We start from the raw sequence: 14,143 nt of genomic DNA, 5'->3' as shown, positions 1-14,143 counted from the left end.
CCTCAGTACTTGCGCTTGGGCAGTTCGGCCGCGGCCTGGTCCTGGGTGTACACCGACTCCTCGACCACGATGCGCTTGGGCAGCGGCTTGCCGGCCTTGAGGTCGCGGATGGCCTGCACCAGTTGCGGGCCGAGCAGCGGATTGCATTCGACGGTCACGTTGAGCTTGCCCGCCTGCATCGCCTCGAACGCGCCCTTCACTCCATCCACCGAGATCACCAGGATGTCCTTGCCGGGCTTCAGCCCGGCTTCCTCGATCGCCTGGATCGCGCCGATGGCCATGTCGTCGTTGTGCGCATAGAGCACATCGATGTTGCGCCCCTCCGCCTTCAGGAACGCCTCCATCACTTCCTTGCCCTTGGCGCGGGTGAAGTCGCCGCTCTGCGAACGCACGATCTGGAAGCGCGGATGCGCCGCCAAGATTTCCTTGAAGCCCTTCATGCGATCGATCGCCGGCGCCGAGCCGACAGTGCCCTGCAGTTCGACGATGCGCACCGGTTTGTCGCCGTCCTTCAGTGGCGAGCGCTCGACCAGCCAGCGCGCCGCCTTGCGCCCTTCCTCGACGAAATCCGAGCCGATCAGGGTGACGTAGAGGCTATCGTCGGACACCTTCACCGCGCGGTCGGTGAGCACCACCGGGATATTGGCGGCCTTGGCCTCGCGCAGCACTGTCTCCCAGCCCGACTCCACCACCGGCGAAAACGCGATCACGTCCACGCGCTGGGCGATGAACGAGCGCAGTGCCTTGATCTGGTTCTCCTGCTTCTGCTGCGCATCGGAGAACTTCAACTTCATGCCGGCATCGGCCACGGCCTGCTTGATCGAGGCGGTGTTGGCGGTGCGCCATTCGCTCTCCGCGCCGACCTGACTGAAACCGACGGTCAGTTGCCCGGGCGCCTTGCCGGCCTCCTTGCCGCCGCCGGAACAGGCGGCCAGCGCCATGCCCAGCAGTGCCGCGATTCCCAGCGCCCGCATTCCCGACGTGTGCTTCTGCATAGCCCCTCCTCGTTGATGGCACGCTGGCGGCGGACGGGCCCGGAGGCCGCGACGCGCCGCCCGCCCTCCCAGGCCGGCGTGCGCTGGTTCGATCAGTTCATGGTGCGGACGTATAGGCGGTCTTGACCGTGGTGTAGAACTCCACCGCATAGCGGCCCTGCTCGCGCGGGCCGTAGCTGGACGCCTTGCGTCCGCCGAACGGCACGTGCGGGTCGACGCCGGCGGTGGGCAGATTGACCATCACCATGCCCGCCTGCGCATGCCGCTTGAAATGCGTGGCGTGCTTCAGCGAGCGCGTGGCGATGCCGGCGCACAGGCCGAACTCGGTGTCGTTGGCCAGGGCCAGCGCGTGTTCGTAGTCGTCGGCCACCAGCATCGCGGCGACCGGGCCGAACACTTCCTCGCGGGCGATGCGGTGCTGCGGCTGCGCGGCGACCAGCGCCGGGCGCAGGTAGTAGCCGCGGTGCGCGCACTCCAGCGCCTCGCCGCCGTAGAGCAGTTCGGCGCCTTCCTCGCGGGCGATGCGCAGGTAGTCGCGGTCCTGTTCGAACTGGCTGGCGCTGGCGACCGGGCCGATGTCCACGCCCGCCTCCAGCGCATGGCCGATCTTCAGCGCGGCCAGGCGCGTGCGCAGGCGCGCGACGAACGCATCGTGCACCGCGCGTTCGACGATCAGCCGGCTCGACGCAGTACAGCGCTGACCGGTGGAGAAATAGGAACCGTTGACCGCGATCTCCGCCGCCAGGTCCAGGTCGGCATCGGCCAGCACCACCAGCGGATTCTTGCCGCCCATCTCCAACTGGATCTTCAGCCCGCGCTCGGCGGCCTGCTTGAGCAGCCGGTTGCCGGTCGGCACCGAGCCGGTGAAGCTCAGCGCATCGATGCCGCGCTCGCCGACCAGCGCCTGGCCGACCGTGCTGCCGCTGCCGAGCACCAGGTTGAACGCGCCATTGGGCAGGCCGGCGCGGCTGAGGATCTCGGCCAGCGCCCAGGCGCAGCCGGGCACGATCTCCGCGGGCTTGAACACCACCGTGTTGCCGTAGGCTAGCGCCGGCGCGATCTTCCACGCCGGGATCGCCAGCGGGAAATTCCACGGCGCGATGATGCCGACCGTGCCGACCGGCTCGCGGGTGATCTCGACATTGACCCCGGGCCGGGTGGAGGCCAGCGTCTCGCCGGGAATGCGCAGGGCCTCGCCGGCAAAGAACTTGAAGATCTGCCCGGCACGCGCCGCCTCGGCGATGCTCTCCGGCAAGGTCTTGCCCTCTTCCGAGGCCAGCAGCGCGCCCAGCTCCTGCTTGCGCGCCAGGATCTCGCTGCCGACCGCGTCCAGCGCATCGGCGCGCTGTTGCGGGGTGCTCGCGGCCCACGCCGACTGCGCCGCGTTGGCCGCGGCGATCGCCTCGCGCACCGTGGCCGCGTCGACGCTGCCGGCCTCGCCGATCGGGGCCGAGAGGTCGGAGGGATTCTCGTCGGGAGCGAGGTCGTCGCCGGCCACCCATCGGCCGTCGATGTAGCTCTGGAACTGTCGGGTCATGCCTACCTCCGTGCGGTTCTACAGCGCGCGCACGCCGCCCAGGGCGAATCCGCTGTCGACGCGCTGCAAGGGATTGACCAGCGCCGCGCCGAACTCGGGCAGTTCGATCTCGAAGCGGTCGCCGGGCTGCGCCTGCACGCCGTCGGCGAAGCTCAGCGTGGCGGTGCCGAAGAAATGCAGATGCACGTCGCCAGGCACGCGGTGCGCGGCGTACTTGAAATGGTGGTACTCGAGATTGGCCAGCGAATGGCACATGTTGGCCTCGCCGGTGACGAAAGGCTTCTCCCAGATCACCGCGTCGCCGCGGCGAATGCGGCTGTGGCCGCGCAGGTCGCGCGGCAGTGCGCCGCAGCGCAGCTCCGGGCCGACCGCGCAGGCGCGCAGCTTGGAGTGGGCCAGGTACAGATAGTTCTGGCGCTCGGTGACGTGGTCGGAGAACTCGTTGCCCAGCGCGAAGCCGAGCCGGTACGGCACGCCGTCGGCGCCGATCACGTACAGCCCGACCAGTTCCGGCTCCTCGCCGCCGTCCAGGGCGAAGTCCGGCGACGGCAGCGGCGCGCCCGGCGCGACCAGGCTGCTGCCGTCGCCCTTGTAGAACCATTCCGGCTGCGCGCCGGGCTGGCCGTCGCGCGGGATGCCGCCGTCCACGCCGAGTTGGAAGATCTTCATCGAATCGGTGAGCGTGCCCTGCGCCGCCTGTTGCTGCAGGTTCTGGTGCATGGCGTCGCGCGTGGCGGCGCTGCCCAGGTGGGTCAGGCCGGTGCCGGTGACCCGGCAATGCGCCGGGTCCGGATGGGTCAGCGGCGGCAGCACCCGGCCGGCGGCCAGCAGTGCGGCGTAGTCGAGCACACGCTCGCCGCGCAGCTGCTGCGCCTGCGCCTCCAGGCTGTTGCCGGCGGCCAGCGCCGCGTTGGCCAGCGCGTAGGTGGAGTCCACCTCGCGCAACAGCCGCACCTGGCGGCCGTCGTCTTCCACCACGCCGACGCCGGGCGTGCCGGCGTCATCGAGCAACTGGATCAATCGCATGCATCGGTCGCCTGTCGGAATGCGGACGCGCAGCGCGCGACGCGGAACCCGCGCGACGCGATGCGCCGGTCCTATTCTGGCCGGACGACCTATATGCAACAAATATCGGTTTTGGCTTAAGGTATACGAACATTCGTATCTTTCTGAGCGCCATGCCCGCTTCCCCGCCCTGGTTCGTCCGCGCCCGCCTGAAGACCCGGCAATTGATGCTGCTGCTGGCGATCGAGGAGGAAGGCAACATCCACCGCGCCGCCGAGACCTTGAACATGTCGCAGCCGGCCGCGTCCAAGCTGCTCAAGGACCTGGAGGACATGTTGGCGGTGCCGCTGTTCGAGCGCCTGCCGCGCGGCATGCGCGCGACCTGGTACGGCGAGGCGATGATCCGCCACGCGCGCATCGCCCTGGCCAGTCTCGGCGAGGCCGGTGCCGAGATCGAGGCGCTGAAGGCCGGCTATGCCGGCAGCGTCGCCGTCGGCGCGATCGCCGGCCCGGCGATGAGCCTGCTGCCGTCGGCCCTGGCCCAGGTCGGCGCGCAGCATCCGCTGCTGCGGGTGAGCCTGCGCGTGGACGGCAGCGACGTACTGCTGGAGCACCTGGCGCAGAACAAGCTCGACATCGTGGTGGCGCGGCTGTTCGCGCGGCACGACAAGCGCCATCTGCACTACCAGGCGCTGGCCGAGGAAAAGGTCTGCGCCATCGCCCGCCCCGGCCATCCGCTGCTGACGGCGCCGGCGCCGACGCTGACCGTGCTGGCCGAGGCACCGTGGATCGTGCCGCCGGACGGCAGCGTGCTGCGCCATCGCTTCGAACTGATGTTCCAGAACGCCGGGCTGGAGGCGCCCAAGCGGGTGATCGAGACCTCGGCGCTGGTGGTCCTGCCGCAACTGCTGCGCCACGGCGACGCGCTGGCGGTGGTCCCGGAGGACGTGGCCCGGCATTTCGCCGACCACGGCAGCGTGGCGATCGTGCCGGTGGCGCTGTCCTGCCGCATGGACGCCTTCGGCCTGATCACCCGCCGCGACTGGCTGCTGTCGCCGGGCGCGCGGATCGTGCTGCGGGCGCTGCAGGAGGCGGCCGCGGCGGTCTACGGCGTCGCCGCGGCAGTGGACGCGCAGTCGCTACCGACGGACAGTGAATCGCGTCGGGACTGAAGTCCCTCCCACAAATCTCCTGCGCGTACCGGCGCGCGGCTTTTTGTAGGAGCGGCTTCAGCCGCGACGCGCAGCAGTGCGGGGCTCACCTGCGACCGTCCAAAGACGGCCGATCGCGTCGGAACCGAAGTCCCTCCCACAATGCTCCAGCGCGCACCGGCGCATGGCTCTTGTAGGAGCGCCTTCAGCCGCGACGCGCGCGAACCGGGAATTCTGCGCCGCTCAGGTCCAGCCGCCGTCCACCACGAACTCCTGCGCGGTGATCGCGCGCGCCTCGTCCGAGGCCAGGAACAGCGCCATGCGCGCGATGTCCTCCGGCATCACCTTGTCCGGCAGGCACTGGTTGCGCGCCAGTTCGCGCTCGCCGGCCTCGTCCAGCCACAGGGTGACCTGGCGCTCGGTCATCACCCAGCCCGGGGTCAGCACGTTGATGCGGATCCGCGCCGCGCCCAGGTCGCGGGCCAGGCCGCGGGTCAGGCCGTTCACCGAGGACTTGGCGGTGGCGTACACCGGGTAGCCGCCAGTCTTGCTCTGCCAGCCGGTGGAGCCGAGGTTGACGATGGAACCGCCGCCCAGCCGCTGCATGCCCGGCACCACCGCCTGGATGGCGAAGAACGCCGCACGCTGGTTGATCGACACGCAGCGCTCCCAGTAGTCCGGGGTCACCGCCTCCAGCGCGTGGCGGTCGTCGCTGCCGACGTTGTTGAGCAGTACGTGGAAATCGCCCAGCGCGGCCGCCGCGTCGCCGATCGCCGCCTGCAGCGCGGCCACGTCGGTGACGTCGCAGTGGCGCCACCACGGCGCGGTCAGGCCGGCCGCGGCCAGGCGCTCGGCCAGCGCGGCGCTGGCCTCGGCCGCGACATCGACGAAGGCCACCTGCGCGCCCTGCGCGGCGAAGGCCTCGACCAGCGCGGCGCCGATGCCGGAACCGCCGCCGGTGATGAAGACGCGGCGCCCGTGCAGGCTGCCGTAGGTTGCGTTGCCGAGGGAGGAAGGCGCCGCGCTTGCCGAGTTGTCCATGCCGTTTCGCTCTAGGTGGATAGGATTTCGATATATGAAAACAAATATCCATTCGAAGATATTTGCTATTTTTCACGTATCAATATGCCCGCTAGCATCCCCCGCGTAAAGCATCCGGGGGCGGCTTGCGCACAAGGCGGATCCCGGCGTCCTGGACTCGAGGAATCCGCCGACATGGGCTCACCCAGCAAACCGCCGCGCCGCAGCCAGGCGTGGTTCGGGCGCGAAGGCAAGCAGGGCTTCTACTACCGCAGCTGGCTCAAGAGCGCCGGCCATCCGCACGACATGTTCGACGGCCGCCCGGTGATCGGCATCTGCAACACCTGGTCCGAACTGACCCCGTGCAACGGCCACCTGCGCGAACTGGCCGAACACGTCAAACGCGGCGTGTACGAGGCCGGCGGGTTCCCGCTGGAGTTCCCGGTGATGTCGCTGGGCGAGACGCAGATGCGCCCCACCGCGATGCTGTTCCGCAACCTCGCCAGCATGGACGTGGAGGAATCGATCCGCGCCAATCCGCTGGACGGGGTGGTGCTGCTGATGGGCTGCGACAAGACCACCCCGGCGCTGCTGATGGGCGCGGCCAGCGTGGACCTGCCGACCATCGGCGTGTCCGGCGGGCCGTCGCTGTCGGGCAACTGGCGCGGGCAGCCGCTGGGCTCGGGCACCGGCGTGATCGAGATGTCGGAGATGGTCCGCGCCGGCACCCTGAGCCAGGACGATTTCGTCGAGGCCGAAGCCTGCATGCAACGCTCCAAGGGCAGCTGCATGACCATGGGCACCGCCTCGACCATGGCCAGCATGGTCGAAGCACTGGGCATGTCGCTGCCGGAGAACGCGGCGATCCCGGCGGTGGACGCGCGCCGCGCGCGGCTGGCGCGGCTCAGCGGGCGGCGCATCGTGCAGATGGTGGAAGAGGACCTGCGCATGTCGCAGGTGCTGACCGCCGATGCCTTCGCCAACGCGATCAAGGTCAACGCGGCGATCGGCGGCTCCACCAACGCGGTGCTGCACCTGCTCGCCCTGGCCGGCCGGGTGGGCGTGCCGCTGCAACTGGACGACTGGGACCGGCTCGGCTCGCACCTGCCGTGCCTGGTGAACCTCAAGCCGTCCGGCCAGTACCTGATGGAAGACTTCTACTACGCCGGCGGGCTGCCGGCGGTGATGCGCGAACTCGGCGCCGAACTGGCGCTGGACGCGCGCACCGTCAATGGTCAAACCCTGGGCGAGAACGTGGCACAGGCGCCGTGCTGGAACCGCGAGGTGATCCACCCGCTGGAGGCGCCGGTGCGCGCGGAGGCCGGCATCGCCGTGCTGCGCGGCAATCTGGCGCCGGACGGCGCGGTGATCAAGCCCTCGGCCGCCTCGCCGCACCTGTTGCGGCACCGCGGGCGTGCGGTGGTGTTCGAGAGCATCGAGGACTTCAAGGCGCGCATCGACGACGAGGCGCTGGACATCGACGCCGACTGCATCATGGTGCTCAAGCACTGCGGCCCGCGCGGCTACCCAGGCATGGCCGAGGTCGGCAACATGCCGCTGCCGCCGAAGCTGCTGCGCGCTGGCGTCACCGACATGGTGCGCATCTCCGACGCGCGCATGAGCGGCACCGCCTACGGCACCGTGGTGCTGCACGCCTCGCCCGAGGCCGCCGCCGGCGGCACCCTGGCCCTGGTGCGCGACGGCGACATCATCGAACTCGACGTCCCCGGCCGCGCACTGCACCTGGAAGTCAGCGACGAGGAACTGTTGCGCCGACGCAGCGAATGGACGCCGCCACCGGCGCCGACGCGCGGCTGGAGCAAGCTCTACGTGGAGCACGTGCAGCAGGCGCACCTGGGCGCGGACCTGGACTTCCTAGTCGGCGGCAGCGGCGACGCGGTGGCGCGCGATTCGCATTAGCGGCCGCGGCCAGATGCATCCACCCTGCTTTCCTAGGAGCGGCTTCAGCCGCGACAGGCGTTACAGATAGCGCCCATCGCGGCTGAAGCCGCCCCCACAGGAGCTCGCGGCGAGCCCGCCGTGTGCACTGTGGGAGGGACTTCAGTCCCGACGCATTGCGCCATCGGAAAGCACACCATTCCGTGCATCTCGGCTGCATGACAGTCGACTCCCACAGGAAGTGGCGAACACCGACTTCTTCCCCACGCATCGCAGCCCACGTCACCGAACCGTCATCTGCAGCTTCTAGCCTGCCCCGCACCCCAGGGACAAGGCAGGCTCGGTGGCGGCTCCCCCCAAACGCGCATGGGCGCGCATGTTCGCCGAACACGGCCCGGTGCTGCGCGGCTTCTTCGTGCGCCGCGGCGCACGCGAAGACGCCGAGGACATGGTGCAGGAGACCTATCTGCGGCTGTTGCGCGCGCATCGGCAGCAGGGCGAGGCCATCGCCAATCCCGAAGCCTATCTGTACACCGTCGCGCAGAACCTGGCGCGCGAACAGGCCGCGCGTCGCCGCCAGGCGCCGCTGCGCATCGACGAGATGGAGCAGTTCTCGCAATTGCTGGCGGCGGGAGACGACGTGGAAGACAGCGCACACCGGCGGCAGCGCCAGCAGCACCTGCAGGCCCTGCTCGCCGACCTGCCCGCGCGCACCCGCGCCGTGCTGGTAATGCAGTACCGCGACGGACTGAGCTACAAGCAGATCGCCGAACGCATGGGCGTGTCGCCGCACATGGTCAAGAAACACGTGGTGCGCGGCCTGTCGGCCTGCCGACGCGCGTTGGCCGACAGCGGAGACCGCTGGTGAACGACAGCGCCTTCTCGTCGCGCAGCGCCATCGCCGAGGCCGCGCACTGGCATGCATTGCAGCGCATGCAGCCGCTGGATGCGAAACAGGAACAGCAGTTGCTGGACTGGCTGACCGCCTCGCCGCAGCACCTGCGCGAGTATCTGGCGATGCAGCGCGTGGCCGGCGACCTTGGCGAGGCGCTGCGCGGCATGGACCTGGACGTGGATGCCTTGCTGGCCAGCGACGCCGCCGCCGATGGTGCCGCAGCCAACAACGTGATCGCCCTGCCCTTGCCGCGGCGTGCGACCGCGACAGCACCAGCGCGCGCGGCGCGATTCCATGCCGCGCCACGCTGGCGCCTGGCCGCGGCCGCCGCGGTCTGCGCGGTCGCGGTGCTGCTCGGCTGGGCCTGGCCGCGCCCCCAGACCTACCGCACCGCGCTCGGCGAACAACGCCGCGTGCAACTGGCCGACGGCAGCGTGGTGCGGCTCAATGCGCAGACCCAGGTGCGCGCCACGCTGACGCCGTGGAGCCGGAGGCTGCAGTTGCTGCAGGGCCAGGCCAGTTTCGTGGTCGCCGCCGACCGCCGCCCACTGCAGGTGCAGGCCGGCGGCCTGCGCGTGGAAGATATCGGCACCACCTTCGACATCGCCCTGCACCGGGATCAGGCCCGCATCGAGGTGTCGGCCGGTCGCGTGCACGTATGGCGCCAGGACCAACCGCAGCAGCCGATGCTGGCCGATCTCGGCGCCGGCCAGGGCGCGCGCATCGATACCGCCGATGGGCGGGTCGAAATCGGCAACGAGGACGTCGCGGCCATGCATGCCTGGTGGCAGCACCGCATCGTGTTCCGCGACGAACCGCTGGCCAATGTCGCCGAAGACTTCAACCGGCTCAACCGCACCCGCCTGCTGATCGACGACGCCGACGCGGGTGCGATGCGGCTGACCGGCAACCTGCGCGGCGACGATCTCGCCGCGTTGCGCGCCTTCCTGGATGCGCAGCCGACATTGCAGGTACACGCAAGCGCCGACGGCATCCACGTGCGCAGCCGCGCGCCGACGCCAGTACGCCCGCAGTAGCGGGCAGGGACGTCGCGCGCTGCGCGACGCACGCATCGTCCAGACCGAATGATCGGCGCGCCGTCGCGTGCCATCAGCGCGTCACACGCGTCGTGCACGCGCGTCTTCGTGCGCGCGCGACGCCAGCCCCCGCCGCACGTGTCACAGAAAATTCATCGAAAAACGGTGCCCGATCGTCGCGGTCGCGCCTCGTAGTCCGGGGACAACGCAGGCAAACGCCCGATGGCGATGCCACGCGCACCACCACCCCGCTCTCACAGGACCCGACGATGCGCCGCACCCTGTTCCTTTCCATCGCCCTCGCCCTGCATGCCGGCGCCGCCGGCGCGCAGACCGCGCCCGTCGCGGTCGATGCGATTCCCGCGCAGCCGCTGGCGCGCGCGCTCAACGCGCTGTCGCGGCAAACCGGCCTGCAGTTCGTCTATGCCGCCGGCAACACCGGCAATCCGCAGACCCATGGCAGCCGCGCCGGCGCGGCGCCGGAACAGGCCCTGCAGCAACTGCTCGACGGTACCGGCCTGCGCTACCGCTTCCTGACCCCGACCACGGTGACGATCGAGGCGGCGAACGCGCCGGCCGAGGCTGCCGCCACCGTGCCGGCGACCATGACCGCCGCACCGACACCGACAACGCCGGCGGACGCGCCGGTCAAGCAACTGGACGGCATCCAGGTGCTCGGCAGCTACGCCGGCAGCCTCAGCGCCGCGCTGCGCGAGAAGCGCTACGCCGACAGCGTGGTCGACGTGATCGCCGCCGAGGACATCGGCAAGCTGCCGGCGCAGAACGTGGCCGAAGCGCTGCAGCGCGTGCCCGGCGTGTCGATCGTGCGCGACCGCGGCGAAGGCGTGTACGTGCGCGTGCGCGGCCTCGGGCCCAACTTCCAGGTGACCACGCTCAACGGCCAGACCATGGCGGTCAACGAGAACGTGCGCACCTCCGGCCAGACCGGCCGCCAGTTCCGCTACGACACGCTGCCGGCGGAACTGGTCGCCGGCCTGGACGTGATCAAGAGTCCCACCGCCGACCTGGACGAGGGCGCGATCGGCGGCATCGTCAACGTACGCACGTTTCGCCCGCTGGAACTGGGCAAACCCCTGACCAACGTGTCGCTGGAGTCGAGCCAGGCGCAGCGCACCCACGCCAACGATCCGCGCGTGTCCGGCCTGTTCAACTGGGTCAACGCCGACGGCACCTTCGGCCTGCTGCTCTCCGGCGCCTATGCGCAGCGCAGCCTGCGCCAGGACCGGGTCAACGAGGTGAGCTGGGACTACTACCGCGACGGCGTGCCGGGCGTGCCCGGCGCCCACTACGTGCCCACCGGCCTGCGCCCGACGCTGGAACTGGAGCAGCGCGAACGCACCGGCATCGCCGCTTCGCTGCAATGGAAGCCGAGCGCAGCCTGGGAAACCAACCTGGACCTGCTGTACGCCAAGCAGACCGTGCACTACGACGAATACAGCCTGGGCGTGGGCTTCGACAGCCTGGCCAAGCTCAGCAACCTGCGCGTGGCGCACGGCGGCATCGCCGGCTTCGACTACCGCAACGGCCAGGTGCAGATCTCGCGCGAGACCTCCGGCATCACCGACGACAACCGCAGCGCGCGCCTGTCCAGCACCTGGAGCGGCGATGCGTGGACGCTGGGCGCGGTGGCGTTCCACTCGCAGGCGCACAGCTACGACTCCGATCCGATCCGGCGTACGCGCCTGCGCAGCGGCACCACCCTGTCGATGCGCGTGGACATGCCACAGGCCGATGGCGACGACGTGCCCGACTGGCGCTTCACCAACGGCTTCGACCCGACCAACCCGGCCAGCGTGGCCGGGCGCCGCCTGGAATGGCGCGAGATCGATGCGCGCGACAAGGAGGACGCGCTGCAGCTCGACGCCAAGCGCGCGCTCGGCGACGGTTTCTTCCGCGACCTCAAGTTCGGCGCCAAGTACCGGCAGCGATCGCGCACCTACGATCGCGCCGACCTGCTGCTGACCAGCATCGCCGGCGTGCGCTTCCCGGCCGGCAACTTCACCGCGCTGCCGGTGGACGACATGCTCGCCGACGCCAACGGCAGCCTGCCGCGGCAGTGGCTGGCGCCGATCGAATCGACCTTCTTCGGCACCTGGCCGACCGCGGCCGACCTGGTCAACACGCCCAACAGCGCCGACCTGCAGAACTCCTACGAGGTGAAGGAGAAGATCGGCTCGGCCTACGCGATGGCCGACTTCGGCAGCGAACTGGCCGGCCGCGAACTGCGCGGCAACCTCGGCGTGCGCCTGGTGCGCACCGAGCAGACCACCGACGGCCACGCCGATGTCAACGGCAGCGCGCAACCGGTGCACTTCGCGCGCAGCTACAGCAACGCGCTGCCCTCGTTCAACGCCGCCTGGGACGTGCGCGAGGACATGGTGCTGCGCAGCTCCGCGGCCAAGGTCATCACCCGCCCCGACCTCACCGACCTGTCGTCCAAGCTCACCTTCAATTCCAGCGGCGAAATCCTCACTGCCAGCGGCGGCAATCCGTCGCTGCGTCCGTTCGAGGCCTGGCAGTACGACCTGACCTTCGAGTGGTACATCGACGGCACCTCGGCGCTGACCGGCGGCGTGTTCTACAAGGACATCTCGCGCTTCATCCAGACCCAGTTGTCGAACCTGCAGTACCAGGGCCAGACCTACCTGCTCTCGTCCAAGACCAACGGCAGCCAGGCCAGCGTCAAGGGCGTGGAAGTGGCCTACCAGCAGGTCTTCGCCGGCCTGCCGGCGCCGCTGGACGGGCTGGGCATGCAGCTCAACTACACCTGGACCGACAGCGAGGCCACCTACCGCGACGGCAACCGCACCTTCACCGACAGCCTCGAAGGCGTGGCCAAGAACACCTACAACGCGGTGCTGTTCTACGAGAAGGGGCCGCTGATGGCGCGGGTGAGCTACAGCTGGAGCGACGACATCGTCAACGCGGTCGGCACCGCCAACGTCGCCACGCTCAACAGCGACCAGTTCGGCAGCCTCGACGCCAACGTGGCCTGGAAGGTCAACGACACCCTGTCGGTGTTCGTCAACGCGATCAATCTCACCGGTGCCGTGCAGCGCCAGTACGTCGGCGACCGCCTGTTCGGCGGCTACACCGACTACGGCCGCACCTGGTCGGTGGGCGTGCGCGCGCGCTTCTGATCCGCCGCGCTGCCGCCATGCGCGGCAGCCGCCCGGCGCCCGTTGCCTGCGCGGCCGCGGGCGCCCGCCATCGCACCGACTCTGCCTGGAGCTTGCCGATGCCACCGCTGTCGCGCCTCGCCACCCTCGCCCTGTTCGCCCTCGCGCCGCTGGCCTGCGCCGCGGCACGCGCGCAACCGGCCACGACAGAAACGCTGGAAAAAGTCGTCATCCTCAAGCGCCACGGCGTGCGCGCGGCGATGTCCAGCACCGAGCAACTGGAGCGCTACTCGGCGCGCCCCTGGCCGCGCTTCGCGGTGCCAGCCGGGCATCTCACCGCGAACGGCGCGGCGCTGGAACGGCTGTTCGGTGCTTATTACCGCGCCCGCTACGCGCCGCTGGGGCTGTTCGCCGGCGACGGCTGCGCGGCCGCGTACTACTGGGCCAACCGCACCCAGCGCACCGTGGCCTCTGCGCAGGCGCTGGCCAGCACGCTGACCCCAGGCTGCGCCAACCCGGTACACAGCGTCGCCGACGGCACCTCCGATCCGCTGTTCGACGGCGCGCCCGCCCTGCGCACTCCCGCCGCGGTGGCGCAGATGCGCGCGGCCATCGCCGGCCGCATCGGCGGCGATGCGCAGGCCTGGAATGCGGCCCAGGCCGATGCCATCGACAGCCTGCAGCAACTGCTGCTGCAGTGCGCGCAACGGCCCTGCCCGGCCGACGCCGGCAGCGGCAAGCTGCGCCTGGATGCGGTGCCGGCACGACTGGGCGACGCCGAGGATGCGATCCCCGGCATCGAGGGCCCGGCCGCGGCCGCTTCCGGCCTCAGCGAAAGCCTGCTGATGGGCTGGGCCGACGGCCAGGACTTCGCCGCGCTCGGCTGGCGCGGCGTGGACGAAGCCAGCCTGTTGCGCGCCTTCGCCCCGCACCAGGCGGAGTTCGCGCTGCGCCTGCGCGCGCCGGCGGTGGCACGCATGGCCGCCTCGCCGCTGGCGGCGCGACTGCTGGCGACGCTGCTGGAAGGCAGCGGCCAGGCCACGCGTGCCGCGCCGATCGGCGGCGCGGCGCGGCTGGTGGTGCTGTCCGGCCACGACGGCACCCTGACCCTGCTGGCCGGCATGCTCGACCTGCACTGGCAACTGCCCGGCTACCAACCGGACCAGACCGTGCCCGGCGGCGCACTGGTATTCGAGCGCTGGCGCCGCGCCGACGGCGAGCGGGTGATCCGCCTGCGCTACATCGCGCAGAGCCTGGCGCAGCTGCGCGAACGCCGCGCGTTGACGCTGCAGGCGCCGCCGCTGAGCTCGCCCGTATTCATCCCGCAGTGCAGCCGCGCCGACGCCGCCTACGACTGCCCGCTGCCGGCCTTCGCCGCCGCGGTCGAGGCCGCGCTCGATCCGCGGTTCCTGACCCCATGACGCCACGTGCGCCGGCCCCGGCCGGTCGCGCGGCGGCATCGGT

The 14,143-nt window shown here is 70.5% G+C and carries 10 protein-coding genes; 6 read left to right on the top strand and 4 right to left on the bottom strand.

Annotated elements, in window-relative coordinates; translation table 11 throughout:
* Positions 1–2: 2 nt before the first annotated feature.
* The 3 genes from Q7W82_RS08845 to araD1 form a co-directional block, all read right to left on the bottom strand.
* Entirely contained in the window at positions 3–995 is a 993-nt protein-coding gene (locus Q7W82_RS08845) for an ABC transporter substrate-binding protein (protein WP_242156505.1), read from the bottom strand.
* A gap of 97 nt (positions 996–1,092) precedes the next feature.
* Positions 1,093–2,532 carry an aldehyde dehydrogenase family protein gene (locus Q7W82_RS08840; protein WP_242156503.1) on the bottom strand — a complete coding sequence of 480 codons (1,440 nt, stop codon included), beginning with the start codon at positions 2,530–2,532 and terminating at the stop codon, positions 1,093–1,095.
* Between the two features lie 18 nt (positions 2,533–2,550).
* The gene (araD1, locus tag Q7W82_RS08835) at positions 2,551–3,558 is read right to left on the bottom strand and encodes an AraD1 family protein (RefSeq protein WP_242156502.1); all 1,008 of its coding nucleotides are present in this window, start codon (positions 3,556–3,558) and stop codon (positions 2,551–2,553) included.
* A 152-nt stretch (positions 3,559–3,710) separates the two neighbouring features.
* Here araD1 and Q7W82_RS08830 point away from each other — a divergent pair, with 152 nt between their 5' ends.
* On the top strand, positions 3,711–4,709 hold the full coding sequence (locus Q7W82_RS08830) for a LysR substrate-binding domain-containing protein (RefSeq protein ID WP_242156501.1): 999 nt from the start codon (positions 3,711–3,713) through the stop codon (positions 4,707–4,709).
* A 222-nt stretch (positions 4,710–4,931) separates the two neighbouring features.
* Here Q7W82_RS08830 and Q7W82_RS08825 read toward each other — a convergent pair whose 3' ends face one another.
* Positions 4,932–5,729, bottom strand: coding sequence for an SDR family oxidoreductase (locus tag Q7W82_RS08825; protein ID WP_242156500.1), 798 nt, complete (start codon positions 5,727–5,729; stop codon positions 4,932–4,934).
* 174 nt (positions 5,730–5,903) lie between these two features.
* Here Q7W82_RS08825 and Q7W82_RS08820 point away from each other — a divergent pair, with 174 nt between their 5' ends.
* The 5 genes from Q7W82_RS08820 to Q7W82_RS08800 all read left to right on the top strand — a co-directional run bounded on the left by Q7W82_RS08820 (position 5,904) and on the right by Q7W82_RS08800 (position 14,100).
* A complete protein-coding gene (locus tag Q7W82_RS08820) occupies positions 5,904–7,628 on the top strand; it encodes an IlvD/Edd family dehydratase (protein ID WP_242156499.1) in 1,725 nt (574 codons plus the stop codon).
* Between the two features lie 322 nt (positions 7,629–7,950).
* Positions 7,951–8,475: an RNA polymerase sigma factor gene (locus Q7W82_RS08815; protein ID WP_242156498.1), complete on the top strand. Its 525-nt coding sequence runs from the start codon at positions 7,951–7,953 to the stop codon at positions 8,473–8,475.
* A gap of 65 nt (positions 8,476–8,540) precedes the next feature.
* Positions 8,541–9,539, top strand: a complete 999-nt coding sequence (locus Q7W82_RS08810; protein ID WP_242156957.1) for a FecR domain-containing protein — start codon at positions 8,541–8,543, stop codon at positions 9,537–9,539.
* Positions 9,540–9,808: 269 nt separating this feature from the next.
* Complete coding sequence (locus Q7W82_RS08805; RefSeq protein ID WP_242156497.1) at positions 9,809–12,700, top strand: TonB-dependent receptor; 2,892 nt, start codon at positions 9,809–9,811, stop codon at positions 12,698–12,700.
* Between the two features lie 98 nt (positions 12,701–12,798).
* Positions 12,799–14,100, top strand: coding sequence for a histidine-type phosphatase (locus Q7W82_RS08800; protein WP_242156495.1), 1,302 nt, complete (start codon positions 12,799–12,801; stop codon positions 14,098–14,100).
* Positions 14,101–14,143 lie beyond the last annotated feature (43 nt).

The sequence above is a fragment of the Xanthomonas indica genome (genome assembly GCF_040529045.1).
In the GTDB taxonomy this organism is placed as follows: Bacteria; Pseudomonadota; Gammaproteobacteria; order Xanthomonadales; family Xanthomonadaceae; genus Xanthomonas_A; species Xanthomonas_A indica.
Note: the sequence above shows the minus strand (reverse complement) of the source record. Positions and strands in the feature narration are given on the sequence as shown.